The sequence below is a fragment of the Cyanobacterium sp. genome (assembly GCF_054166785.1).
In genome coordinates, this window is sequence record NZ_JBSZCP010000022.1 from 1 (window position 1) to 25,417 (window position 25,417).

Below are 25,417 nucleotides of genomic sequence, written 5' to 3' on the forward strand. Positions count from 1 at the left end.
AATGGGTCGAATTTTTCACACCAACGATTAAAACATGGTGGCATGGACGAAGACGTTGTTTCTTTCATAATGACCTAATGTTGTCACTCTGTCTACTTTTATTATTAGTTTACCTTACTTTTCTGTTTAAGTACCGTTAACCCGTCAAAATAAGCCATTTCTAATACCCGTTGATGTTGCATCGGTAAACGGGCGATCGCATTTCTAACCTTGTGTGATACTTCCTTAAGAGCAACTTTATCCATCAAACCACCATATTCCTGAGCAGGAGAATTATTAAACCATTTAAGAATCCTTTGTCGATAAGAACTTTTTTGACGATGCTTATCAATAGCCCGTGAGCGAGTCATAGTCACCAAAAAAACTAGCATTGAGCCTCGACTCTCATCATAATTTCCCTTCTTTGAAAGATAGAGAAAAATCTCTTGGGTTAAATCCTCCGCTTCCTGAGTATTACCCAACATACGCAAAGCTACCCGATAGACAACCTCGCCATAACGCTCATAAAAAACTCCCAAAGTAGTAATATTTCCCGAGCGCAATTGTTGAAAAAGTTCTGCATCTGTCTGATTTGACAGCATGGTAATTAACCGATAATTTTACAAAATAGAGATACATACATTTAATTAAAATACGAAACCTAACAAAAAAAGGATTTACACTGAATGAGCTTAGAGTATTGGTATTTATTGCCCACTGCCATTGGTATCGCTACCATCGCCATGGCTTCGGGGGTTGAGGGGGCTACTTTTTTTACTCCTTTATTTCTGATTGTCTTAAAATTACCTCCCGAGGTAGCCATCGGTATTGGTTTAATCACAGAAGTTTTTGGCTTTTCCAGTGGTTTATTTGCCTATATCCGTAAAGGTTTAATTGATTTTCAGTTGGGCAGAATGCTTTTATTAGTTAGTATTCCCATGGCTTTAGTGGGTACATGGTTTGGAAAAATCGTTCCTGCGGATGTACTCAAAGGAATTTTAGCAGTGGGTTTGTTTGTCATTGCCACCAGCTTTTTAAAATCCCCCGATAAACATACCTTAGAACTATTCGATGAAGACATTAAAGATACCCCAGGAGTAAAAGACTCAAAAACCTGCATTACTGACAAAAATGGAAAAACTTACTGCTACACGGTCTGTAACCACACCGAGGGACGTTTATTAGCTAGTATAGGGGCTTTATTTTTGGGGATGGTATCCACTGGTTTAGGTCAATTAAATGGGTTTTACCTGATTCAAAGATGCCGTGTACCAAGCCCCGTTGCGATCGCCACTAGCGTATTTATCGTCGCCATCACCGCCCTAATTGCATCCATTGGTCATGTTATTCAATTTGCCCAAGCAGGGGGAGAAGAATTACAAATGGTATTAAATATAGTTATATTTACCGTTCCAGGGGTTTTAATTGGGGCGCAGTTAGGTTCTATGGTTGCCACAAAATTATCTCAAGAAAAATTAGAACGGGCTATGGGCATATTATTTATATTTGTAGCCTTATTAATTATGGGAGAATTAGCGGTATTTTCTCAAAGCTAAAATTGATCATTACTCTTTTTTTGAAAACATAAATTTAGCACATTTTCAAATATTAAGAAAATCTAAAAAAGTTCTTGTAAGAACATTTTAAAATCTAATTTAGCAACCTATAAATCTCATGATTGTGAATCCATTTTTTGAACGACTTCGTATCTTAAATGAATAAGTACCATGGTCAGATTTAATGTATTAAATTCTATGAGGATGTGAACTTGAAACTCCTAAATGATGGCGGTCAATTCCCCAAAATTAAGTTGCTGGTAATTTTTGGATTAAGTGGGATATTCCTTATAACAATTGATCATGTCAATGTTACCCCATTATGGAATCAATTGCTAATGGCGGTTAAGGAAATGGGTTTTTGGGGTTCTATCCTCTTTATCACTATCTATAATATTGCCACTCTCTTATTTATACCGGGTTCTTTAGCCACAGATTTAGCCAGTGTTGATCAATCAAATTATGATCTTGATAATACCAGTTACATTTTATCATTAACCTTAAGAATATTGGGACTATTAGCAACCATTTTGCTGACATTATATTTTAATAAATTAGCAAAAAAAGCCCTCAAAGATAACCTTGAAAATGGAGAAAAAAACCGATGACACCATTAAACAAAAGTGTCGATAAAATGAAAAACAAAATATCCAAATTTTCCCAGTTAATTATGTTAAGTTTATCCACACTGATTCTCACCTTATTTTTCCATATTCATCCTGTCTTTGCCCAAGAGGCAGGGGGCGGTGGTTTTAATCCCCAACAATGGTTGCTCGATGCCCTGCAATGGATTGATAGTTTAGGAGGATTAGGGGCGATCGCCTTTATCCTTTTATATATAATAGCTACCGTAGCCTTCTTACCCGGTTCCATTCTTACCCTTGGGGGAGGAGTAGTCTTCGGGGTGGTTTTAGGGTCAATTTACGTCTTTGTTGGGGCAACCATCGGCGCCACCCTTGCCTTTTTAGTGGGAAGATATATCGCTAGGGATTGGGTAGCAGGGAAAATACAAGGCAACCAAAAATTTGCCGCCATCGATGAAGCAGTAGGGCGGGAAGGCTTAAAAATAGTCCTCCTAACCCGTTTATCTCCCGTTTTTCCCTTCAACCTCCTCAACTACGCCTACGGAGTCACAGGGGTATCCCTCAAAGACTATTTTATCGGCTCAGTGGGCATGATACCAGGCACCATTATGTATGTCTATATCGGTTCATTGGCAGGAAATATCGCCACCATCGGCACCGAAACCCCCACGAATCCTACGGTACAATGGGCGATCAGAATTATCGGTTTTATAGCCACCGTTGCCGTAACCGTTTACGTCACCAAAATTGCCAAAAAAGCCCTTGAAAATCAAGTATTAGAACCTACAAAATGAACAAACAACAATCCATAAACATTCCTCCCATGGATGAATATAACCAACAACTCATCTCCTATGTACACCCTCCAGATTGGCAAAATCCCAGCCCCAAAGATAAATATGACCTAGTGGTCATCGGGGCAGGTACAGCAGGGCTAGTAGTAGCGGCAGGGGCGGCAGGATTAGATTTAGGCTTGAAGGTTGCCCTCGTAGAAAGGCACCTGATGGGGGGAGATTGTCTCAATTTTGGTTGTGTACCTTCTAAAGCATTAATTCGCTCGGCGAAGGTAATTGGGGAAATACTCAAAGCGCCTGATTTTGGGGTAAATGTGGATGGTGTTACCATTGATTTTCCTCAAGTTATGGCAAGGATGCGTAAACTGAGGGCGGGGATTAGTCACCATGATTCAGCAACTCGGTTCAAAAATTTGGGCATTGACGTATTTTTGGGGGAGGCTCATTTTGTAAGGGGTAGTGCCATTGAAGTGGATGGGCAAAAGTTAAATTATAAAAAAGCGGTGATTGCTACGGGGGCAAGGGCTGTTACTCCGAAGATAGAAGGCATTGAGAAGGTTGGTTTTCGCACCAATGAAACTATTTTCTCGTTGACGGAATTACCCCCTCGGTTGGCAGTCATAGGAGGGGGGCCTATTGGTTGCGAATTAGCCCAAACTTTTCATCGGTTGGGTTCAAAAGTGAGTTTAATTCATAAATATCCCCATCTTTTGAATAAAGAGGATGAGGAAGCCGCTGAGATTATTGAAAATACTTTTATCAGGGAAAAGATCAATTTAATTTTATCGGCTCAACCTGTGCGGGTGGAAAATACGGAGGAAGGCAAAAAGATATATTATCGCTCGGATAGGGGTGAAGATTCCATAGTAGTAGATGAGATTTTGATGGGGGCTGGAAGGGCTCCTAATGTGGAGGGGTTGAACCTTGAAGGGGTGGGAGTGGAATATGATAATCGCAGGGGGGTTGTGGTGAATGATTTTTTACAGACTACTAACTCGAAAATTTTTGCGGCGGGGGATATTTGTAGTAAGTTTAAGTTTACCCATACGGCGGATGCCATGGCGCGTATTGTGATTAAGAATACTCTGTTTTCTCCTTTTGGCTTGGGTAAGGCGAAGTTTAGTGATTTGGTAATTCCTTGGGTTACTTTTAGCGATCCTGAAGTTGCCCATGTAGGTATGTCTGAGGAAGATTTAGACCATAAGGGCATTAAATATAATGTTATCAAAATTTCCTTTAATCAGGTTGACAGGGCGATCGTTGATGGTGAAGAGGACGGTTTTGTAAAAATTATCCACAAAAAAGGCTCGGATAAAATTTTGGGGGCGACTATTGTGGCAAGTCATGGAGGGGAAATGATTTCGGAAATTACCGCAGCGATGGTTAATGGGGTGGGATTAAATGGTTTGTCGTCGGTGATTCATTCTTATCCTACCCAAGCTGATGCTATTAAAAAAGCTGCTGATGCTTATCGGCGTACTTTGTTAACCCCCACTTCTAAGAAGATTTTGGGTATTTTAACTAGGTTGTCGTAATTTAGGGATAAGAAAAATAGTCGTTTTCACCTCTTTTTTCTAATTCTGTAACAATCGTTTGTCTGATGGGATTATGTTTTAGTTTAATTTTTGCTACCATTTTTTGATCTTCTTCTGTTTCCCAATAGCCATCAACTAGAATCATTTTATAGGCTTCTTTTTCATAGCATTCTAAAAAACTTTTAAACATGAAATAAAGACTATTATAAACACAAATATTTTCATGATAAATGTGCCATATTTTTCCTGTTTCTTGTTGCTCTGAAGAACATGCGATCGCATAATACTCTCCTTCAAAACCCAGTAAAGGAAATAGATGCTCTGGGTAAATAATCCAATCATGGCTTTGATTCTCTTCAATCCAGCTATGGTAAACGTTTAATGATTCTTCTATATTTAACAAATAATGGTAGTAAAAAATTTGGACATCATCATATATATTAGTGCCATTATGCCATTGATATAATTGCTTTGCTTCTTGAGGTAGTTTAAAAGGAAAATCTTTTAATTTTTGTTCTATCTCTAATGGACTTAAACCTTTATTTAGGCTGTTACTGATGCAATTATTTTTGTCAGTATATTTAAGAATATCTTGAATTATTTGTACTATTTTATCCATGGTTAATGTTCAGTAAATCATGAAAAATCAATGATATTATTGGAGTAATAAAAGAATAATTTTATTTGAAAATGATAATAATACATTATTATGTAATGACCCAATCTGTTACGGAAAGATAAGATAAAGCCAAGACAAAAAATATATATTGTAAAATTTGAACAGACACAATCATATAGATAAAGATTACCCATGACCACTACATTAAATCAAGCAGAAGTATCATCCGATGATTATTGTATCTTCGGTTTAGCCACCTGTTTTGTCAGAGAAGAAGGAGATATTCAGGAAGTAGAAGTAATTGAGCCTATCCCCTCAGCATATTGGGAAACTTTGTTAAAGGGTGTTGAAACTTCTTATAAATTCGTCTGTGCGAAAACCGTCGGAGAAGTGCTAGTTAACGACAGTTTACAAAAACCCCATGATTTTCCTAGTAATAGTCAGTTTTGTCATAATTTTACAGAGATGACTTTGGCTGCAACCCGCACCTATAACAAGAAACCTTCGGCTAAAGAATTTTTACCCATCGGAGAGCAAAAAACTGATCTCAACTATTCTTTAACCAGAAAAAGAATTTTGAATAACATTAAAACTGTGTCTGATGATGATAATGTAAAACAACATCCAAACACCCATAAAATTTTGTAGTCAATTCCATATCGATATTTTTTTCCTAAATATTTATCAGGGGAACTAGATATTTCTCCCTCTTAAATATTTTTTTTGAAGCAATTATTAAATTTTTATTAAAAAATCCAGTCTTCACCGAGAGCAAATGCCATGGACAGTTAAACCCATTTTTGTTAGGACAGAATCTAGCTTGAATACAAAATCCGTAGAAACAAAAAGAGAAAAAATAATGTCATCAAAGTATCAGCAAAAATTTTTATCAGAATCTATCAAAGATTACTGCACAATTAGGTCATTAACTGATTTTGGACAATGAACAAATATTTTAATCAACAACTATCCATGGTATTAGTTATGATTTTGTGTAAAATTAGTGTGAAAAAGTTGGGGTTTTAGAGAAAAAACTATATTTTATTTAATCAAATTACCCATAAATCCTTTAAAACTAAAGTTCTTTACCCCATGGGCTAAAGAAAAGCTCCATTCTATGTAATCGGGGTTTTGAAAACACTAACTTTTACTTATGATCTATCATTGTATAGCGGTTTTAGGAAAAGAAGGTGCCAGTCAATTACTATTTCGGTCAAAATATAATCAATCTTTATTGACCCAACCGAGTTATCAGTAAAATATTATCAACTAAATTACCAGAACGTCCATGTCACACAGACGGACTTACCAATATAAATAACTATATTAATTTAAATCAAAATCCATTGTCATTCGAGACGGTGAGAATCTATGACCATCAAACCCTATTATTAAATTGATTTGAGGAGTAACACCACAGTGAAATTTTATTCTTTTATTCTCAGTTGTTTAACTTTTTTATTTTTGACGACTCCAGCTTTTGCGGGGAGATTAATTTCTTGGCGTTTTGAAGCGAATCAAAATCGGTTGGTCTTTACCACTGATAGAAGTGTTCAACCTACGGCTCAATTAATCTCTAATCCTACCCGTTTAGTCATCGACTTACCCGGCACAAATTTAGGACGAGGCACGGTTAACGAAAATTTGGGTAGTCTGATCACTAATTTAAGAATTGGTCAATTTGATAATAATACCACTAGGGTGGTGGTCGAAATTGCTCAGGGTTATACTATCGATCCTCAAAAGGTAAGGGTTCAAGGGATTTCCCCTACTCAGTGGAGTGTTGATATTCCTCAGCCTGAAAGGATGACAACTCCCCCTCCTACTCCTCCTAGTAATAATAATAGTTCTGCTAATCCTACTCCTCCTTCTGCCCCTGTAACTCCTAACACTTCGACGGGGAGGGCTAACCCTAGGGCTCCTTTTCAGATTTCCTCTAGTGGCATTTTGATGGGAATTGATGGAAATTCTAATAATTCTATTCGTTATAGTCGTAGTAGGGATCGTCGCCAAATTGAGTTTGAGTTACAAGGTATCACTCTTGATAATGAATTACTTAATGTATGGGATGTCAATGAGTATGGTGTGAGTTCTATTGATGTAAGGCAAAAACGCACTTCTCCTCCTGTGGCATCTTTGATTATGAATGTTGATCCTAATAGCCCTGATTGGCAGGCTAGTTTTAGTCGCATGGGGGGATTAGTTTTATGGCCTCAAGGGGGCATGGGGCGGGTAGAGTCTCTTTCTAGTAATAATGTTGGCACAAAATCTGTTGGTGCTGTAACGGTGGCACAAAATACTACCCCTAGACCTGTAACTATTGCCAGAAATCAAGATAAAACTATCATTGAGTCGATCAATTTTGAAAATAATGATTTAGTTATCAGGGCAAATCAGAGTGTAAGGGCTACGGGTACTTGGTCGCAACAGGATGGCACTTATCAAATTCGCATCAATAATGCTGATTTATCTTCTAATTTCCAAAATCCACAACTTTCTTCTAATAGTCCTCTTTCGAGACTAAGGATTTGGCAACCTGATGATAATACGGTAGTTTTATTGGTGCAACCTTCTCCGGGGGTGAGAATTGGTCGTTTAAATCAACCTAATGATCGTTCTGTTAGTCTTTCTCTGTTGGGTGGACGCAGTGCTGGGGCTAATAATAATAATAATGCTCCTGTAACTAATAATAATCCTGTGGTGGTGAATGATCCTACTAATAATACCGCTGCGATTCCCGTTACTCCTCCCCCTAGAAATATTAGTATTACTCCTCCTCCTGCTAATACTACTCCTCCTGCTAATAATCGTCCGAATCAATCTCGTCCTTTGGTAATTATTGATCCAGGTCATGGTGGAAGGGATCCGGGGGCTGTGGGTATTGGTGGTTTACGGGAAAAGGATGTTATTTTACCGATTTCTTTGGAAGTTGCTCGAATTTTGGAACAACAGGGCATCCAAGCACGTCTAACTCGTAATAATGATACTTTTGTTAGTTTGGAGGGGCGTACTAATATGGCAAATAGTCTTAATGCTGATTTATTTGTTAGTATTCATGCCAATGCTATTAGTATGAGTCGTCCTGATGTTAATGGCTTGGAAACTTATTATTTCCAAAGTGGTCGTAATTTAGCTAATGTTATTCATCGTAATATTTTACAAAGGCTTAATATGCGCGATCGCCAAGTGCGCCAAGCAAGGTTTTATGTACTTCGTAATGCGAGAATGCCTTCGGTATTGGTGGAAACTGGATTTGTCACGGGTAGGGAAGATGCTCCCCGTTTAGGAGATCCTAATTTTCAAAGACAAATGGCTCAAGGTATTGCGGCGGGGATTATAGAATACGTCAGAACCAATAGACTTTAAGCAAATTTTAATTAAAGCGTTACTCTCACTCCTGTGACTAAATTTATTTTTTATCTAACCCTAGGGAGTGGGAGACTTTTTTTGATGAGATTAATTATTAATAGTCTAAAAAATAATAAAACTTTTTCCTAGTTTTAAGCTAAAATACACTTCACTATACCTCTAAAAAAAATAAAAATAATGATTTTTCTTGTCCCTCTTGGTTTTGATAAAATATATTCAATACAAGATAGCAACTACCCCTCACCGATGAAAGTTTGTTACATAAAATAAAATAATTGAAAATATTTAAACGTGGGATACTACATTTAATAAGAAGTAAGAAAACAAATTAAGAGCAAACATAGAAAGAGACGATTTAATCTCCATAAGATTTTTTATTATGAAGATTCAGTAAAATCTTTAGCTATTTTTTTATAACCAATAAGTCTTGAATTTGTTTCATATATTTAATTCCTCATAAAATATTTACATTTTTAAGTAAATTTGCTTATATTATATTAATTTCAATGGAAATAATAACTAGATTTATGACAAATGCGTTTAACAACAGAATAGGTGTATTTGATAGCGGGGTGGGTGGGTTAACCGTATTACGGCAAATATACCGTCAATTGCCCCAAGAATCTATTTTGTATTTTGGAGATACTAAACGTCTTCCTTACGGCACTAAGTCGCCCCAGGAAATTTTACAGTTTGTTAGGGAAATCCTTCATTGGATGCAAGGAGAGGGGGTTAAAATGGTCATTATGGCTTGTAATACTAGCTCTGCCCTAGCCCTTGAGGAGGTGAGGACGGAATTTAATTTTCCTATTTTGGGTTTAATCCATCCGGGGGCAAAAGCCGCCATTAAACAGGGTAAAAGAATAGGGGTTATTTCCACCGTTGCAACGGCCTCTAGTAATGCTTATCGTAACGCTATTAATGAACTGGAACCAGAGAGTAAGGTTTGGCAGATTGGTTGTCCTGAGTTTGTTCCCCTGATTGAACAAAATAAAATTTATGACCCCTACACGAAGGAAGTGGCTCAAAAATATCTTGAACCTTTACTGAGGAACAGAATTGATACCCTAGTGTATGGTTGTACCCATTATCCCCATTTAGAGGGAGTTTTAAGGGATATTTTGCCTTCTTACGTAAAATTAGTAGATCCTGCCTATGCGGTGGTTAGGGCGATGGCTAAGGAGTTGGAAATCAATGGATTACGTAACCGAGAAGATGCTTTGGCTACCCGTTTTTGTGTGAGTGGCAATCCCGATGAGTTTGCCCAGGCCTCGAGGGGGTGGTTAGGTTTTACTCCCCATGTGGAACAAATTCAGTTACAGCCGTATTTTGAGTTGGTTGATACTTCTGTGGACATTAGGGATAATTCCCGAGGGGAGGTTTATGCAGAGAGTTTAATTGCTTAATTTTTTTTGCAGGGTAAATGAAAGTCTCGGGGACGTAATATGTTGCGTCCCTATTTTAAGTTAAGTTATCCTTTTTGCTGTTGACATAGTATGAGTCGAACCTATCAAACCACAGGAATTATTCTCAAACAAATTCCTTTTCAGGAAAATGATTTATTGGTAAGTCTCCTTTCCCCTGAATGGGGGTTAGTACGGGCGATCGCCCCGGGAGCGAGAAAATATAAATCAAGACTAAGAGGAAGAATTCAACCCCTAGTAATTAATGAATTTTTAATCGTTAAGGGAACAAATTTAGATAGACTAATTCAGGCAGAAACTAAAGAATCATACCCTAAACTTAGTCGAAATTTAGGTAAATTAACCATTAGTCAATACTTAGCGGAAATCATTCTCAATCTAGCCCCCATCGAACAACCGCAACTAGAATTATATAATAATTTTAATTATCATTTAAAAACCATAGAAAAATTAGATAATAAGACTAACTTAACTCCCTACCTAGCCCAAGGAGTCTTTAACATCTTAACTATTACTGGAATAGCCCCAGAAGTTAATTATTGTCTTACCACACAAAGCCCTCTTATTCCTAATTTTACCCAATCCCATTGGCGAGTAGGATTTAGTTTTGGAGATGGCGGTTTAACACAATTATCATCTGTTAATAGTAATCAAAAAAATTATATTAATACTAAAATTAATGCCCTAGAATTATTTTTTTTACAATGTTTGTCCCATGGAAAACAAAACTATATGGAAGAGGAAATAAAACAGAACTATTCCCCAGAAAAAATTAATCTAGCTTGGATAAATATTGAAAGAAGTCTTAAAAATTATCTTGAATTTTACCTCGGGCATCCTTTAAAATCAGCTGAAATGATTAACTTTGCCCTTAATTACGGTAATCCTACTTAATTTATCAGTTGAACTTTCAAGAAAAAAGTTTCACAACCCTTCTAATACTACTTTTTGCAACAAACCCTAATTATCAAATCTCAAAAAGCATTATCATATATACAAGGGTCATTCATTAGGGTGAACAGCTGACCATAATTATACCAACACTATCTTAAATGTACGGGAACCAAGAATTAAATGGTGCATCATTAGGATAAATTAACGTTGCGAAGTTTTATGGCATCAATCATCTTAGCCCCTATTTTATTTATTGAATATTTTATAGTTAAATAATGACAATTAATAGCACCTTAATCCCTGCCCCAAAAGCGGAATTAGCCTCTATTCCTCAACGTGTTGCCGCTGTTAGTCGTGACACCAAGGAGACAGATGTGCAGGTAGAAGTCAATTTAGATGGTACGGGAAAATGTAACGTTAATACGGGAGTACCTTTTCTTGATCATATGCTACATCAACTATCATCCCATGGTTTATTGGATTTAAATATTCAAGCCACAGGAGATATTGAAATTGATGACCACCACACCAATGAAGATGTTGGTATAACATTAGGAATGGCGATCGCCAAGGCTGTGGGTAATCGAAAAGGAATTAATCGTTTTGGGCATTTTATTGCTCCCCTCGATGAAGCCCTGGTGCAAGTGAGCCTTGATTTTTCGGGACGACCTCATTTAAGTTATGGTTTAGAGATACCAACCCAAAGAGTTGGCACTTACGATACTCAGTTGGTAAGGGAGTTTTTTGTGGCCATTGTTAACCATTGTCAGATTACTTTACATATCCGTCAATTGGATGGCATTAATTCCCATCACATCATTGAAGCAACTTTTAAGGCTTTTGCCCGGGCAATGCGTATGGCATTGGAATATGATACCCGTCGTTTAAATGAAATTCCTAGTTCTAAGGGAGTTTTGTAAAAAAAATCTGATTTCTTCTGATCCATTTAGGAATGTTATAGTTAAAAAGTGTTCGGGGTTTTATTTTTTACCTCGACTATGGGGGAATTATTATTATTAATTAAGTCATAGAATCAACACAATAATTATTATGTTTTATTTGACCTAAAAAAAGAGTTATAAATACTGTTTTAAAAACCGTATTAATTATTTTAAAATTTCATGGTTTGAACATTGCGTTTTCGTCGTATTGATCAAACTTAAAAAAGAGTAATATTTAGAGGAAAGTTTATCATGTCTCAGAAAAGAAAATATTTATTAGTCGCTTCCAATCAACCCTATACAGGGAAAACAGCGACAATTCTTGGAGTTGCCCATCAACTACAAAAAAGGGGTATTAAACTAGGTTATGCAAAGCCAATTGGCACTTGCTTTAGTGATTTTGATACTACCCAAGATGAACAGGATATAAGTTTTATTACCCAAACTTTGGATTTATCACCCTCTCAAATCAAGTCTCCTTTGGTATTGTTAAATAAAAAAAATATTACCGATGCTTTAGACAAACAAGCTCATAATAGCTTCGATGTACTAAGTTATTGTGACTCCATTGAGGCTGATTTAGTTTTGGTGGAAGGTGCTGGTAATCTTTCTCAAGGTAATTTATTTAACCTTTCTAGTCCAGAGGTAGCCGAAGCTATTGATGCTTCTGTTTTGTTGGTTGTAAAGTATGATGCTCTACAAATTGTCGATCAGATTCTCTGTGCTAAACAAATGTTTGGCGATCGCCTCTTAGGTGTTAGTATCAATAGTATTCCCCACGATCAACTCGATACCATGACCAATATCATTAAACCTTTCTTGGAAAGTCGTGGCATTGACATATTTGGGATGTTACCTACCGACAGACTTTTACAAAGTGTTAGTGTCAGGGAATTAGTAGCACAGTTGAAAGCAACGGTGTTATGTCGTCCTGATCGATTAGATTTGATGGTAGAAAGCCTTACCGTAGGGGCGATGAATGTTAACTCTGCCCTTGAATATTTCCGTCAACGACAAAATATGGCTGTGGTAACAGGGGGCGATCGCACTGACCTACAATTAGCCGCCCTAGAAAGCTCCACAAACTGCCTAATTTTAACAGGACAAATTCCCCCTCAACAACTCATTTTAGCAAGGGCTGAAGACCTAGAAATACCCATCCTGACCGTAGATTTTGATACCCTTACCACCGTAGAAATCGTAGATCAAGCCTTCGGCACAGTTCGCCTCCAAGAAACCATCAAAGTTGAATGTGTACAACAGTTAATTGAAGAACATTTTAACCTAGATAAACTATTAACAAAAATTGGTTTAAGTTCAAACTAAAAAAATCATTCTAGGGGGATCTAATTCCCCTATTCTATACCTTCGTAATTCTACTTTTAAGCTCAAATTCTAGTGAAGTTCGACTAAATATATTATTAATTGTATATTGATTTTTCATCACCGCTCCACCCATTAATTAATGCCAGATTAATTAACTCCACATTCCTTTTTATCCTCCTCAATGCGCCGTTGTAACCTATCAGTTACCCCCAAAATAGCACCATCATAAAGACGATCAAATTCTCTCTGAAAATGTTGAGCAACGGTAGAATTATCTATAACCAATAATGCCTCATCATTAGTATAGTTTGCCGCAGCGGACCAATTATGGGAACCTGTAATAATAATTCTGTTATCAATTAAAGCAAACTTGTGATGGAGTTTATCCCCCCGAGAAATATTTGGTATGCCCACCGTATCAATGGCATTCTCCCATGGGTTATTATTATCATCAAATTGGCAATTATTGCTTAATTCAACTCCTAATAAATCTAGCCCTTCACTATAATATCTATAGGCAAAAAGAGGATCAATTAATGCTCTTATTTTCGCCCCTTGTAAACTACTTCTTTCGAGGGTATTTGATAATGGTTGTTTACTGAAAACAAATAGGGCTAAATCGATGGATTCTTGAGCTTTTTTTAAAGTTTTATCGATTAAACCATTGGTACTTTCTTCCCATGGACGGGTGCGAGAGGTGGGAGAAAATTTAACGGTAATTTGACTTTCTCCAATGGTTAAAGTTTGGGCTGGACGAAAGGGCTTTTGTAGTCCAAATAGGCTATCTTTTTTATTCCCTACTCCATCACCCCACATATAGTTAAATTCTTGGGCAAAAATTCTGGCAAGGGAGGTGTTATCAATGACTAAAAGATGGTTTGCATTACCTCTGGTGTTTTCATCATCTAAATCTCCATGGGTACCACTGAGGGTAAAATTTGCTGAACCCGTAACCAATTTTTTATTATCAATAATCACAAATTTATGGTGCATTAAGCCACTACCTTTACTACCATCTTCTGTGTCATCTATGATGGGAATATTATTCCTTTTTAGGATGGCTAAACCATGATCTTGTCCAAGGTTATTTAAACTTAGATTATAGTTATTTTCGATGATTACTCTTACTTTTTTTCCCGCTTGGTGTTGAGCGACTATTGCCCTTGCTAAATCTGGTAAATTAATATCTTGGATGGCAATATCAATGGTATTTTCTGCGCTGTTAATAGCATCTATTAAAATCTGTTCTAAATTATCTCCCGCTCGGGTAATAGCTCGATAGGGTTCGGTATATTCTGTTTGTGGATTATGATTAAAATATACCTGAATATTTGGATCTTGAGGAAGGGGTAAAAAACTGTTTATCTGAGGAATAGATACTTCATTTCGACAACCATAAAGCACTAAAAAACAAGAAAGTATCCCAACCAATATATTGTTGATTTTCATCTGATTTGAAACAAGACTACTCTTGTCTATTCAACCATAAATTGTCCACAAATTTTCCAGAAACTACCGAGAACGAGATAACATTAAATTAGCAATGGAAAGTACCAAAATACCCACAAATAAGACTAAACCCATGGCACTAGCATAGTTGATGTCTAAATCTTGAAATGCCTTTTCATAGATATAGTAAACGATGGTTTTTGAGCTATTGCGTGGCCCTCCTTGGGTTAATAAAAATACTTCCTCAAATACTTTGGTAGCACTGAGGGCAGAAATTACCGCCACTAAGAAAATATAGGGTTTCATGAGGGGAATGGTAATATCAAAGTGCTTTTGTAAACCATCTGAGCCATCAATGGCGCCTGCCTCGTATAATTCAGCGGGGATACTTTGTAAACCAGCTAAATAGATGACCATATAGTAGCCCAAACCTTTCCAAATGGTGACTACCATCACACTCCAAATTGCCCAATCGGGGCTAGTTAGCCATGGTAAACCCGAAGAAAATCCCAATCCTCGCCAAATCTGATTAAAAATACCATTGGACCAATATAATGCTCTCCAAGCGATTCCTGCTACTACCATGGAGATTACCACGGGGGTATAATAAGCCGCCCTAAACCAGTTGATGCCTTTTAATTTTTGGTTAACGGCGATCGCCAAAAACAATGGTAAAATAACTAAAGCAGGTACGACTCCCACCATGTAAAGAAGACTATTGAGTAAAGTTTTTCGGAATAATTCGTCTTGAATTAATCTTTCAAAATTTTTTAAACCTACCCACTCGGGAGGTTGTGTTAAGTCATAGCCATAACTAGAAAAACTTAGACTAAAGGCTTGAATGGCAGGATAAAAAACTATCAGGGTTAACACTATTAGGGCTGGGGCTAAAAACCAAAATGGTTTTAATTTTTCTCCTAATATATCAAGGGTATTTTTTTGTAAGGATGATATTTCTTTATCTAAAGTAATACTTTTTTTCACCATAATAAGAGTAATATTTTTTTGAAGGATAACAAAAGACCATTATTTTTTTATAAGCAAAGTAACTTAATTAGTTTATTAGATAAGTATAAACAAACTAAGATTAAGATAAATGATCAATTTTTTATAATAAAAAGTCAGTTAAAACTTCGTCAGGCTCATCTTCAAAGTCATCATCCCACCCTTGATTATTAACTGTGCTATCTTCTTTAACCGCTTTTGTTTGTAGAGTTGCTACTAATTTTTCTAAAATCTCTAATTTAGTGGTTAATCTTTCTATTTGATAGTCTTTTTTCTCTAAAACTTCTAAACGTTGACTAAGTTTTTGATATTCTTCTAGTAGTTGGCTATTTTCTAAGTTAAATTTACTATCAGATAAATAGTTACCGATAATATCTAAGACTAACTCTTCTATATTTTTTTCCTTTTTTAAAGCGATATGGTCTAATTGCTCGAGCCATTCATCGGGGATGTTTAGATACAAATTAGCAGTTTGTAATTTTAAATCTTGAGACATAATTATAATGGAGAATTAATAATTAATAATGGGTACAAAAAAGAGTAAATCTGATGGTGAATATAGATCGAATATTATTTAAAGTTTGAGAGATTACAATATAATGGTACTGTAAGATTTTGGGAAAAAGACGGAATGAGCCAAGGAAAACTAGAGAAGTTACGAAGTATTTTCGCCACCATGGATAAGGCTTTAATTGCTTACTCTGGAGGAATTGACAGTACCCTAGTTGCTAAAGTTGCTTATGATGTCTTAGGAGACAAAGCCCTCGCTATTACGGCGGTGTCACCTTCCCTTTTACCAGAAGAATTAGACGAAGCCCAACATCAAGCCCGGGTGATTGGTATTAATCATGAGATGATTGTCACCGAGGAAATGGATAACCCTAACTATACCTCGAATCCTGTCAATCGGTGTTATTTTTGCAAAAGTGAATTGCATGATAAATTAAAGGCGATCGCCCTTAAAAGAGGTTATCCTTATGTGATAGACGGAGTAAACCATGATGATTTACAAGATTATCGCCCCGGCATTGAAGCTGCTAAAGAAAGAAAAGTGCGATCGCCATTAGCTGAAATAAGTATATCAAAAATAGAAGTTAGAGAGATAAGCAAATTATTAAACCTACCATGGTGGGATAAACCATCTCAACCCTGTCTATCTTCCCGCTTTCCCTACGGAGAAGAAATCACCATCGATAAACTCCACCGTGTCGGGAGGGCAGAAGTTTATTTACGCAACCTCGGTTATCTTAATCTGAGGGTAAGATCCCAAGGAGATACCGCTAGAATCGAACTATTACCCCAACAAATCGCTACTTTTGTAAATGACGTGGACTTGCCCACATTAGTTAATTATTTCCAAGACTTAGGGTTTACCTACGTCACCCTCGACTTAGAAGGCTACAGCAGTGGAAAACTAAACCGAGTGATAAACAGTCCCCAACTAGAAAAAATAACCTAATATTTAAGAATCATCTTTACTATCAAAAAAATTAATGAATGCAGCATATTGGATAAAACAACTCAACCTCCAAAAACACCCCGAAGGAGGCTACTATCGAGAAACCTACCGTAGCCATGATACTATCAAAAAAGATGGCTTATCATCGAGGGTCATAGAATCAAGAAATTGTTCCACTGCCATTTATTATCTACTCTCAGGGGCAGAATTTTCCGCCTTTCACCGTCTCAAAAGTGATGAAATATTCCATTTTTATAGTGGTACCCCATTACAAGTCCACGTTTTAACCCCATCGGGGGAATATAAATCCGTATTACTAGGAGACATTACAGGGAATAATCCCATATTTCAGCTAGTAATCAACCAAGGAGACTGGTTTGCCTCAGAAGTAAGTCAGCCAGATTCCTATAGCTTAATCGGTTGCACCGTATCACCCGGATTTGACTTTACAGATTTTGAATTAGCCACCACAGATAAATTGATCAATCAATATCCTAAGTATCAAAAATTAATTACTAGATTAACAATTAATTAAAATATTGATAAATAAAGTCCTTATTAACTCACTTAAATCTTATCTAAAATAGTTCCTAAACTTAAATAACTTTATTCTCCTATTATTCTTTGTGTCTTTGCATCTTGGAGAGGCACAAAATATATTGTAAAGCAAACATATATTGACAAATATGCCATTGAAAATTATAATAAATTTCACTTTTAAAAAAGTTATAAATACTATCAATTAAAAATAAATAGAGGATCAAAAAAATGGATGGAAACTATCAAAGCTACATCAATAGAATTGTGCAAATGACTGCCCCGGCCAACTATGAGCAACAAATACAAAATATTCAATCATCTCCTAAGTTTGATGGACAAAAACCCGTCAAATTTCCCGGATATACTATTATTACCCCTCCCCATGCAGAATCTAGTTATAATCAGGAGTTCTATCAAAAGTTAGCTCAAACTCAGCAACAGCTAGTAGAAGCATTGGGTTCAGACTTTTTTGTAGCAGTACCTGCCGATAGTTTTCATGTAACTTTAGCGGATTTAATTTGGGATGATATATATTTAAATGCCGTGGCACAGGATGCTCATTTTGATCAGTTATTAATTAAACAAATTGATAGTATTTTTAAGGATTATAAAACTGTTTATAAAGAAGTAAAACCTTACGAATTTGATGTATTGGGAATTTCTGTTTTTCCCCGTGCTATTTCCATTTGTTTGGCTCCCACTGAGGCTTTTTATGAACCTATTATTAAGTTACGTCAACTAATTTATCAGGATGAAAAAATAGTTTCTTTGGGTATTGAGCAAAATTACGAGTTTGCCGCCCATATTACCCTTGGTTATTTTGGCAATGTTACCGATAATTTTGACCCCGGTAAAGTAGAGTTAGCTGTGAAAAAAATTAATGACCAGTGGTTAGCTAATTCTCCTTCTATATTTACGGTAGAACAGTTTGAACTCAGAAAATTTACCGATATGACTAATTTTATTCGTGAGGGTGATTGGGCAGTGATGAAATTGCAATAATATTTTGAATAGTGTAGGTAGTAAAAAGCGTAGTAATAAAACGAACAATGGGCTTAAGCCCATTGCCAATAAATAATAAATACACAGTACCGTTTATCCATCGGATTTAGGATAAAGTATGACTGAACTATCCAAAGAAATAAGTCTTTGAGATATTATCACCATTGCCACCTAGACTAAAAATAATACCTAAAATCAGCAACCCCTGCGCTTCGATTATTGATCATCATTATTAACCCTTAACCGCACCGAATCCCCGTGGGAGGGCAGCCCTTCGGCTTCTGTTAACGCCATGATAGCATCGGATACCCCTTGTAAGGCTTGAGGACTATATTCAATTAAACTCGAATATTTCATAAAGGTTTCTACCCCCAAAGCAGAAGCATAACGAGCCGCCCCTGAGGTGGGCAGAGTATGGTTTGGTCCTGCTAAATAATCCCCCACCGCTTCTGGGGTTGAGTTACCCAAGAAAATAGCCCCTGCGTGGCGTATATGGGAGGTTAAATCCCAAGGTTCCTCTACTTCTAACTCTAAATGTTCTGGGGCAAAAAGGTTAGACAATTCCGCCGCTTCTTCTAAGTTTTCCGTTACTATAATTACACCATAATGGGCGATCGCCTTTTCCGTCAACAACTTACGGGGGTGATTTTCCAACTGTTTTACCACCTCTTCCTGTACCGCCTGTGCCAGGGGTAAATAATCCGTAATCAAAATAGCCGCCGCCAGGGGATCATGCTCTGCCTGAGCGAGTAAATCCGCCGCTACATGGACGGGATTCGCCTGTTTATCGGCAATTACCAACACCTCACTAGGCCCTGCCAAAGAATCGATGCCCACCGTGCCAAATACTTCTTTTTTCGCCAAGGTAACAAATATATTCCCCGGTCCCGTAATTACGTCCACATTAGGAATAGTTTCCGTACCATAAGCCAAAGCCGCCACCGCTTGGGCGCCCCCAACCCGATAAATTTCCGTCACCCCTGCCTCACTAGCCGCCACTAATACCGCAGGATTAATTTTTGCCCCCTCACTAGGAGGAGTTACCATTACAATGCGGGGTACTTGCGCCACCTTTGCTGGAATAGCATTCATCAACACCGTACTAGGATAGGAAGCCCTACCCCCCGGCACATATAAACCTGCCCTATCCACGGGGGTATAACGTCTCCCCAAAATCACCCCATCACGGGGAAAATTAACCCAAGACTTAGGCACTCTTTGGGCGTGGAAAGCCTCAATTTGTTTCGCAGCCAACTTGATAGCCGAGAGTAAACCCCGAGAAATCTGTTGATAGGCCGCATCAATTTCTGCACCGCTAACCTTAAGGTTACTTTCGTTGATAGTTTGTCGGTCAAACTTCTGAGTATAATCAAACAAGGCTTGATTTCCATACTTTCTCACCGTCGCAATAATTTCTTTCACAATGGACTCTTGAATATGAGTTTCATCATTATGAGTACGGTTTTCAATTCTTTTTAGTTCTTGTTTTGCTTCACCTTTATCTGTGATTATTCTCAGCATTTGTAATATATCAAACGGTGTACCTTACAATATATGTTTTATGATAACAATGTTATTGGGCAATTTGTCGTCTATACCGAAAAATTAACCTTAAAATATTAAATCATGTAATCGTTGTCTAGCTTTCATGTTTAACAAAATTTTTCGCTATACAAAACGTTCCCTTGCCCGTAGTGCCGAAAATGCCCTTGAATCTGCTTATCAGGCTGCACTGACCATTAAAAACATCGAAAATGATCACTTTCAAGGCAAAAAAATAATCCTTCAAAATGGCGCACACAGTGAACGAGTTTTTGCTTATTTTCAGGGGGAATTAAAAAGCAATTTAAAGGCGATTGATCTTAAACTAACCCAGTTTAAAACAAGTCAATATTTTAATAACATATTCTCTAGTAATAAACAAAAATATTCCTACGAAAATAATAATCAAAATATAGCCCTGAGTCAATCATTAATCATCGAAAAACTTAATTTAATTGACCAAATAGTAAATAAATATCAACAACAGTCAGACATTAACCCTAAAACAGTTCCTAATCTTGCCAAAGAAACAAAAAATCCTATTATCGATATTCCTGCGGGGGAAGACAAAAAGATAAAAGAAACCGTCTCCGACAAAACCAGTGTCTTACCCCGTTCTTTTTTAAGAACATTAACGAAAATAAAAGATGAAATTAATCCAGATTCTAGCGACACAGAAGAAGAATTAATTAACCGTTTTCGTCGCTCTAAATATAAAACAGCTGTATCAGTAAAATTTCTTTTATTCCTGATCATAATCCCTATTTTAGTTCACAATATCAGTAAAATAGCCATTGGTAGAGCGTTTGTTGATCCTTATTTTGCTAAACATCAAGACATCATTTTTATTAACCAAGACTTACAAGAAGAAGCCCTCAACGAATTAAGGATTTTTGAAGAAAATATCCAACTAAAAACCATGATTGGCTTAATGCCACGATTACCCACCGAAGAAAAAGAAATTATCATCCAAGAAAAAGCCCAAGAATTAGCCCAAGATTATCGTCGCCAAAGTGCTAACGGCATCAAAAATATTTTTTCTGACATCTTTGCTTTTATCTCTTTTGCCATTATCCTTGTTTCCAGTCGTCAAGAATTGCAGGTTTTAAAATCTTTTTTAGATGAATTAATTTATGGCTTAAGTGACTCTGCCAAAGCATTTTTAATCATTCTTTTTACTGATATATTTGTAGGTTTCCACTCCCCCCATGGTTGGGAAATCGTATTGGAAAGTGTTGCCCGTCATCTAGGTTTAGCGGAGAATCGAGATTTTAACTTTTTATTCATTGCTACTTTTCCTGTCATCCTCGATACGGTGTTGAAGTATTGGATTTTTCGTTATCTTAACCGTATATCCCCTTCGGCAGTGGCTACCTATAAGAATATGAATGAGTCCTAATGGGGGTGGATTTGATGGAGCATAATGGAAGGGACAGTAAAAATATTTCTTAAAATATGGTAAAGTTATGTTAAGAAAACAGTCCATTAACTGAGTTTTTCCCTATGCTATACCGTAGATTTGGTAGAACAGAATTACAAATGCCAGTATTTTCCTGCGGAGGAATGCGCTACCAATACAAATGGCAAGATGTACCCCAAAAAGATATACCCCAAGATAATCAGGATAACTTAGAAGCTGTCATCAGACGTAGTATTAACCTAGGTATCAATCATATCGAAACCGCAAGGGGTTATGGCTCATCGGAAATGCAATTAGGGCAAATATTACCTCGATTTCCCCGAGAGGATTTAATAATTCAAACCAAGGTTTCTCCCTATGAAGACAGTGGCAAATTTAGGGAAAATTTTGATAAGTCTTTGGCGTATTTACAATTAGATTATGTCGATTTATTAGGTATCCATGGCATTAATACTCCTGAATTACTAGAAATGAGTATCAACAAAGGGGGTTGTCTGAATGAGGTGCGCAAGTTGCAAAGGGAAGGAAAAGTAAAATATGTAGGATTTTCTACCCATGGGGATACCTCGGTGATTATCGATACCATCAAAACTAATGAGTTTGACTATGTTAATTTACATTGGTATTGGATTAATCAGGAAAATTGGCGGGCTATTGTGGAGGCGAATAAACTAGATATGGGGGTGTTTATTATCAGTCCTTCTAATAAAGGGGGATTATTGTATCAACCCTCCCCTAAATTAGTTGAATTATGTCAACCCCTTAGCCCCATAGTATTTAACAATTTATTCTGTCTTTCCCATTCTCAAGTGCATACCCTTAGTCTGGGGGCGGCAAAACCAGAGGATTTTGATGAGCATATCAAGACTTTACCGTTGTTAGAAAAGGCAGGGGAGTTATTACCCCCCATTATTGACAGACTGGAGTATGAAGCGAAAAAGGTTTTGGGGGAAAATTGGTTAAAAACATGGCGGCGAGGATTGCCTAGTTATCAGGAAACTCCGGGTAACATCAATATTCCTACTATTTTATGGTTACGGAATTTGGCGATCGCCTATGACATGGTAGAATATGGCAAAATGCGTTACAACCTCTTGGGTAATGGGGGGCATTGGTTTCCCGGGCAAAAGGCGGATAAATTGGAGAAGGTTGATTTAACTTCTTGTTTGACTAAAAGCCCCCATGGGGACAAAATTCCTCACTTTTTGGCGGAGGCACAGTCTTTGTTGGGGGGGCAAGAGGTTAAGCGTTTATCCCAAAGTTAGGGTTTATCCGAGGGGTTGAACAATATTCAACCCCCACCCTTAATCATCTAAGGATTCGGCAATGGCTTCCTCGCTGGTTTCTTCACTAGAAGGAGGTACAAGGGCAACCGCTGCGATCGCATCATCCCCATCCAATTTCTGAACCCTTACCCCACTAGCATTACGGGATTGGAGGGAAACAGCATTAACATCACAACGAATAATAATACCCTTGGTGGTGATAATCATAAACTCATCATCAGGATTGACGATATGTAAGGCAGCTAATTCTTCCGTGGATTTGCGGAAACGAATGGCTCTCAAACCTAACCCCGCTCGTCGTTGTAACCTAAATTGGGATACAGGAACCCTTTTTCCATAACCGCTAGTGGTCACCGCCAAAGCCCAAGGTGCATCCTTTGCGGTATCATTGGTTAATTCTTCCTCCGTATCATTATCAGGCTCATTGTCATCCGCCTCCCCAATGGTTGCCACCACCTGAGAAGGAATAATATCCATACTAATTAATTGATCCCCTTTGCGTAGCTTCATGGATTTAACCCCTTTCGCCGTACGACTGAGGGGGCGCAGTTGATCATTATCAGCATGGAAATGGATTGCCATACCTCGACGAGAGCCAATTAAAATACTATCATCAGCGGTGGCCAAACGTACCCAGCGTAATTCATCACCCTCCGCCAAAGAAATAGCGATTAAACCGTTACTACGGATATTCCCATAGGCAGAAAGGGCGGTTTTTTTAATAAAGCCATTTTGGGTGAGCATTACTAAATATTCATGGTCAGTAAACTCACTTACCGCTAGGATGGAGGTAATTTTTTCCTCCGAGGAGATAGGTAGCATTTGGATAATGGGCATACCCCTTGCATTACGGGAACTAGAGGGTATTTGATAGGCACTGAGGGCATACACCACCCCCCTATCACTAAAGAAAAGCACCGTATCATGTTCACACCCTGTGAGGAAGTGTTGTACCTCGTCATTCTCCTTCATTTTTGCCCCTGCTTTACCCCTGGTGGCTCTGTTTTGAGCTTCAAAGGTACTCACGAGCATTTTTTTCAAATAGCCTTGTTCGGTTAAGATAATGGCTACTTGTTCGTTGGCAATTAAATCAATATCAACTAAATCTCCATCCCCTTGGATAATTTCCGTACGGCGGGGGGTGGCATGGATATTTTTGATTTCGGTTAATTCTTCTTCGATGATGGCATCAATTCTTTCCCGACGCTCAAGAATATCTCTTAGGTCGATAATTTGGGTTAATAAATCTTGATGTTCGGCTTCGATTTTCTCAGCTTCTAGGGCGGTGAGTCTTCTAAGTTGCATTTGCAAAATAGCGTCGGCTTGAAACTCGGAGAGGGATAAATCTTCTACTAACTGTTGTTTGGCATTAGCAGTATCAGAGGCACTTCTTATCAAGCGAATGACTGCGTCTAGGTTACCGAGGGCAATGAGTAAACCCTGTAAAATATGATCCCTTTCTTCGGCTTTACGGAGACGATATTGGGTACGGCGGGTAATGGCTTCTACCCTAAAATCAAGGAATACTTCGAGGAATTTTCTGAGGGTTAAAAGTTGAGGTTCGTTACCCACTAATGCCAACATATTACAACCGAAGTTGCTTTGGATGGTGGTTTGTTTGTAGAGGTTGTTTAATACTACCCTAGCGTAGGCATCCCTTTTTAATTCTATGACAATGCGCATCCCGTTGCGATCGCTCTCATCCCGAATATCAGAGATACCATCAATTTTTTTATCATTAACCAAGTCAGCGATTTTCTCAATCAAAGAGGCTTTGTTGGTTTGATAAGGTAACTCCGTAACAATAATAGCTTCCTTATCCTGTCTGCCCCTTTGGGTAATGGTTTCAATACTAGCTACCCCCCGCATAGTTACCGAACCTCTGCCCGTGGTGTAGGCTTCTTTGATGCCTTGTCTGCCCAAAATTTGCGCCCCTGTGGGAAAATCAGGCCCTGGAATATACTGCATTAATTCGATGTCAGTAATTTCAGGATTATGAATCATGGCAATGGTACCATCAATCAATTCGCCGAGGTTGTGGGGGGGAATATTTGTCGCCATCCCCACGGCAATACCCGTTGTACCATTTAACAACAGTTGGGGTATCCTCGCAGGAAGTACCACAGGCTCTTGCTGTGAGCCATCAAAGTTATCGATAAAATCAACGGTTTCCGCTTCAATATCCCTTAAAAGTCCGTTGGTAGCCAATGATTGCAAACGACATTCTGTGTAACGCATGGCCGCTGGGGGATCATTATCCACACTACCAAAGTTACCATGACCATTAATTAAGGGACTACGCATGGAAAAATCCTGTGCCATCCTCACAAGGGCATCATATACCGCCGAGTCACCGTGGGGGTGGTATTTACCCAAGACTTCCCCCACAACCCTTGCACACTTACGGAAAGGTCGTTCAGGGGTCAATCCTAGCTCATACATGGCGTATAAAATACGACGGTGAACTGGTTTTAAACCATCTCTTGCATCGGGCAAAGCCCTACCCACAATAACGCTCATGGCGTACTCTAGGTAAGAGTTTGACATTTCACTGGTTAGATTGGTTGGTACAATGCGTTCTTGGATGGAGGTCATATAATTTTGAGTCACGAAATTAATGCTATTTTAACATATATTAGACCTCTGAAAATCACGATTAGGCAATGGATAATGGGCAATGGGGAGTAAATAAA

At 37.8% G+C, this 25,417-nt stretch carries 22 protein-coding genes; 15 read left to right on the forward strand and 7 right to left on the reverse strand.

Features of this window, described 5'->3' with window-relative positions; translation table 11 throughout:
* Positions 1-104: 104 nt before the first annotated feature.
* A complete protein-coding gene (locus tag ACXITR_RS03690) occupies positions 105-581 on the reverse strand; it encodes a sigma-70 family RNA polymerase sigma factor (protein ID WP_457995880.1) in 477 nt (158 codons plus the stop codon).
* A gap of 84 nt (positions 582-665) precedes the next feature.
* On the opposite strand from ACXITR_RS03690, the gene ACXITR_RS03695 reads away from it, so the two are divergent.
* From ACXITR_RS03695 to ACXITR_RS03710, 4 genes are all read left to right on the forward strand, one after another.
* Complete coding sequence (locus ACXITR_RS03695) at positions 666-1,535, forward strand: sulfite exporter TauE/SafE family protein (RefSeq protein ID WP_457995881.1); 870 nt, start codon at positions 666-668, stop codon at positions 1,533-1,535.
* Between the two features lie 338 nt (positions 1,536-1,873).
* A complete protein-coding gene (locus ACXITR_RS03700) occupies positions 1,874-2,143 on the forward strand; it encodes a hypothetical protein (protein ID WP_457995882.1) in 270 nt (89 codons plus the stop codon).
* A gap of 26 nt (positions 2,144-2,169) precedes the next feature.
* Positions 2,170-2,913 (forward strand): TVP38/TMEM64 family protein, encoded by a 744-nt coding sequence (locus ACXITR_RS03705; RefSeq protein WP_457995905.1) that lies wholly within the window; start codon positions 2,170-2,172, stop codon positions 2,911-2,913.
* Positions 2,910-4,448, forward strand: a complete 1,539-nt coding sequence (locus ACXITR_RS03710; protein WP_457995883.1) for a mercuric reductase — start codon at positions 2,910-2,912, stop codon at positions 4,446-4,448. Before ACXITR_RS03705 ends, ACXITR_RS03710 begins: the two co-directional genes overlap by 4 nt.
* A gap of 1 nt (position 4,449) precedes the next feature.
* On the opposite strand, the gene ACXITR_RS03715 is transcribed toward ACXITR_RS03710, so the two are convergent.
* Positions 4,450-5,067 (reverse strand): SMI1/KNR4 family protein, encoded by a 618-nt coding sequence (locus ACXITR_RS03715; RefSeq protein WP_457995884.1) that lies wholly within the window; start codon positions 5,065-5,067, stop codon positions 4,450-4,452.
* A gap of 192 nt (positions 5,068-5,259) precedes the next feature.
* On the opposite strand from ACXITR_RS03715, the gene ACXITR_RS03720 reads away from it, so the two are divergent.
* The 6 genes from ACXITR_RS03720 to ACXITR_RS03745 all read left to right on the forward strand — a co-directional run bounded on the left by ACXITR_RS03720 (position 5,260) and on the right by ACXITR_RS03745 (position 13,021).
* Complete coding sequence (locus ACXITR_RS03720) at positions 5,260-5,715, forward strand: hypothetical protein (protein WP_457995885.1); 456 nt, start codon at positions 5,260-5,262, stop codon at positions 5,713-5,715.
* A 771-nt stretch (positions 5,716-6,486) separates the two neighbouring features.
* A complete protein-coding gene (locus tag ACXITR_RS03725; protein ID WP_457995886.1) occupies positions 6,487-8,433 on the forward strand; it encodes an N-acetylmuramoyl-L-alanine amidase in 1,947 nt (648 codons plus the stop codon).
* Positions 8,434-8,963: 530 nt separating this feature from the next.
* Positions 8,964-9,842: a glutamate racemase gene (murI, locus tag ACXITR_RS03730; protein WP_457995887.1), complete on the forward strand. Its 879-nt coding sequence runs from the start codon at positions 8,964-8,966 to the stop codon at positions 9,840-9,842.
* A gap of 90 nt (positions 9,843-9,932) precedes the next feature.
* On the forward strand, positions 9,933-10,754 hold the full coding sequence (recO, locus tag ACXITR_RS03735; RefSeq protein WP_457995888.1) for a DNA repair protein RecO: 822 nt from the start codon (positions 9,933-9,935) through the stop codon (positions 10,752-10,754).
* 275 nt (positions 10,755-11,029) lie between these two features.
* On the forward strand, positions 11,030-11,674 hold the full coding sequence (gene hisB, locus ACXITR_RS03740) for an imidazoleglycerol-phosphate dehydratase HisB (protein WP_457995889.1): 645 nt from the start codon (positions 11,030-11,032) through the stop codon (positions 11,672-11,674).
* Positions 11,675-11,947: 273 nt separating this feature from the next.
* Positions 11,948-13,021 (forward strand): phosphotransacetylase family protein, encoded by a 1,074-nt coding sequence (locus ACXITR_RS03745; protein ID WP_457995890.1) that lies wholly within the window; start codon positions 11,948-11,950, stop codon positions 13,019-13,021.
* Between the two features lie 147 nt (positions 13,022-13,168).
* Here ACXITR_RS03745 and ACXITR_RS03750 read toward each other — a convergent pair whose 3' ends face one another.
* The 3 genes from ACXITR_RS03750 to ACXITR_RS03760 form a co-directional block, all read right to left on the reverse strand.
* A complete protein-coding gene (locus tag ACXITR_RS03750) occupies positions 13,169-14,470 on the reverse strand; it encodes a phospholipase D-like domain-containing protein (protein ID WP_457995891.1) in 1,302 nt (433 codons plus the stop codon).
* Between the two features lie 63 nt (positions 14,471-14,533).
* The gene (locus tag ACXITR_RS03755) at positions 14,534-15,457 is read right to left on the reverse strand and encodes a carbohydrate ABC transporter permease (protein WP_457995892.1); all 924 of its coding nucleotides are present in this window, start codon (positions 15,455-15,457) and stop codon (positions 14,534-14,536) included.
* Between the two features lie 121 nt (positions 15,458-15,578).
* On the reverse strand, positions 15,579-15,971 hold the full coding sequence (locus tag ACXITR_RS03760; protein ID WP_457995893.1) for a hypothetical protein: 393 nt from the start codon (positions 15,969-15,971) through the stop codon (positions 15,579-15,581).
* 135 nt (positions 15,972-16,106) lie between these two features.
* Here ACXITR_RS03760 and larE point away from each other — a divergent pair, with 135 nt between their 5' ends.
* The 3 genes from larE (at position 16,107) to ACXITR_RS03775 (ending at position 18,476) form a co-directional block, all read left to right on the forward strand.
* Positions 16,107-16,934, forward strand: coding sequence for an ATP-dependent sacrificial sulfur transferase LarE (gene larE, locus ACXITR_RS03765; protein ID WP_457995894.1), 828 nt, complete (start codon positions 16,107-16,109; stop codon positions 16,932-16,934).
* A 34-nt stretch (positions 16,935-16,968) separates the two neighbouring features.
* Entirely contained in the window at positions 16,969-17,469 is a 501-nt protein-coding gene (locus ACXITR_RS03770) for a cupin domain-containing protein (RefSeq protein ID WP_457995895.1), read from the forward strand.
* Between the two features lie 233 nt (positions 17,470-17,702).
* The gene (locus ACXITR_RS03775; protein WP_457995896.1) at positions 17,703-18,476 is read left to right on the forward strand and encodes a DUF1868 domain-containing protein; all 774 of its coding nucleotides are present in this window, start codon (positions 17,703-17,705) and stop codon (positions 18,474-18,476) included.
* Positions 18,477-18,692: 216 nt separating this feature from the next.
* On the opposite strand, the gene hisD is transcribed toward ACXITR_RS03775, so the two are convergent.
* Entirely contained in the window at positions 18,693-19,997 is a 1,305-nt protein-coding gene (hisD, locus tag ACXITR_RS03780; RefSeq protein WP_457995897.1) for a histidinol dehydrogenase, read from the reverse strand.
* A 127-nt stretch (positions 19,998-20,124) separates the two neighbouring features.
* Here hisD and ACXITR_RS03785 point away from each other — a divergent pair, with 127 nt between their 5' ends.
* Both ACXITR_RS03785 and ACXITR_RS03790 read left to right on the forward strand, forming a co-directional pair.
* On the forward strand, positions 20,125-21,417 hold the full coding sequence (locus ACXITR_RS03785; RefSeq protein ID WP_457995898.1) for a proton extrusion protein PcxA: 1,293 nt from the start codon (positions 20,125-20,127) through the stop codon (positions 21,415-21,417).
* A gap of 104 nt (positions 21,418-21,521) precedes the next feature.
* Positions 21,522-22,703: an aldo/keto reductase gene (locus ACXITR_RS03790; RefSeq protein WP_457995899.1), complete on the forward strand. Its 1,182-nt coding sequence runs from the start codon at positions 21,522-21,524 to the stop codon at positions 22,701-22,703.
* A 39-nt stretch (positions 22,704-22,742) separates the two neighbouring features.
* Here the strand turns inward: ACXITR_RS03790 and gyrA are convergent, their stop codons facing one another.
* A complete protein-coding gene (gyrA, locus tag ACXITR_RS03795; protein ID WP_457995906.1) occupies positions 22,743-25,319 on the reverse strand; it encodes a DNA topoisomerase (ATP-hydrolyzing) subunit A in 2,577 nt (858 codons plus the stop codon).
* Between the last annotated feature and the right edge of the window lie 98 nt (positions 25,320-25,417).

Bases quoted from the DNA above. Each gene is read 5' to 3' on its own strand.
- ACXITR_RS03690 (WP_457995880.1), bottom strand. From the start codon at position 581: ATGCTGTCAAATCAGACAGATGCAGAACTTTTTCAACAATTGCGCTCG.
- ACXITR_RS03695 (WP_457995881.1), top strand. From the start codon at position 666: ATGAGCTTAGAGTATTGGTATTTATTGCCCACTGCCATTGGTATCGCT.
- ACXITR_RS03700 (WP_457995882.1), top strand. From the start codon at position 1,874: ATGGCGGTTAAGGAAATGGGTTTTTGGGGTTCTATCCTCTTTATCACT.
- ACXITR_RS03705 (WP_457995905.1), top strand. From the start codon at position 2,170: ATGAAAAACAAAATATCCAAATTTTCCCAGTTAATTATGTTAAGTTTA.
- ACXITR_RS03710 (WP_457995883.1), top strand. From the start codon at position 2,910: ATGAACAAACAACAATCCATAAACATTCCTCCCATGGATGAATATAAC.
- ACXITR_RS03715 (WP_457995884.1), bottom strand. From the start codon at position 5,067: ATGGATAAAATAGTACAAATAATTCAAGATATTCTTAAATATACTGAC.
- ACXITR_RS03720 (WP_457995885.1), top strand. From the start codon at position 5,260: ATGACCACTACATTAAATCAAGCAGAAGTATCATCCGATGATTATTGT.
- murI (WP_457995887.1), top strand. From the start codon at position 8,964: ATGACAAATGCGTTTAACAACAGAATAGGTGTATTTGATAGCGGGGTG.
- recO (WP_457995888.1), top strand. From the start codon at position 9,933: ATGAGTCGAACCTATCAAACCACAGGAATTATTCTCAAACAAATTCCT.
- hisB (WP_457995889.1), top strand. From the start codon at position 11,030: ATGACAATTAATAGCACCTTAATCCCTGCCCCAAAAGCGGAATTAGCC.
- ACXITR_RS03745 (WP_457995890.1), top strand. From the start codon at position 11,948: ATGTCTCAGAAAAGAAAATATTTATTAGTCGCTTCCAATCAACCCTAT.
- ACXITR_RS03750 (WP_457995891.1), bottom strand. From the start codon at position 14,470: ATGAAAATCAACAATATATTGGTTGGGATACTTTCTTGTTTTTTAGTG.
- ACXITR_RS03755 (WP_457995892.1), bottom strand. From the start codon at position 15,457: ATGGTGAAAAAAAGTATTACTTTAGATAAAGAAATATCATCCTTACAA.
- ACXITR_RS03760 (WP_457995893.1), bottom strand. From the start codon at position 15,971: ATGTCTCAAGATTTAAAATTACAAACTGCTAATTTGTATCTAAACATC.
- larE (WP_457995894.1), top strand. From the start codon at position 16,107: ATGAGCCAAGGAAAACTAGAGAAGTTACGAAGTATTTTCGCCACCATG.
- ACXITR_RS03770 (WP_457995895.1), top strand. From the start codon at position 16,969: ATGAATGCAGCATATTGGATAAAACAACTCAACCTCCAAAAACACCCC.
- ACXITR_RS03775 (WP_457995896.1), top strand. From the start codon at position 17,703: ATGGATGGAAACTATCAAAGCTACATCAATAGAATTGTGCAAATGACT.
- hisD (WP_457995897.1), bottom strand. From the start codon at position 19,997: ATGCTGAGAATAATCACAGATAAAGGTGAAGCAAAACAAGAACTAAAA.
- ACXITR_RS03785 (WP_457995898.1), top strand. From the start codon at position 20,125: ATGTTTAACAAAATTTTTCGCTATACAAAACGTTCCCTTGCCCGTAGT.
- ACXITR_RS03790 (WP_457995899.1), top strand. From the start codon at position 21,522: ATGCTATACCGTAGATTTGGTAGAACAGAATTACAAATGCCAGTATTT.
- gyrA (WP_457995906.1), bottom strand. From the start codon at position 25,319: ATGACCTCCATCCAAGAACGCATTGTACCAACCAATCTAACCAGTGAA.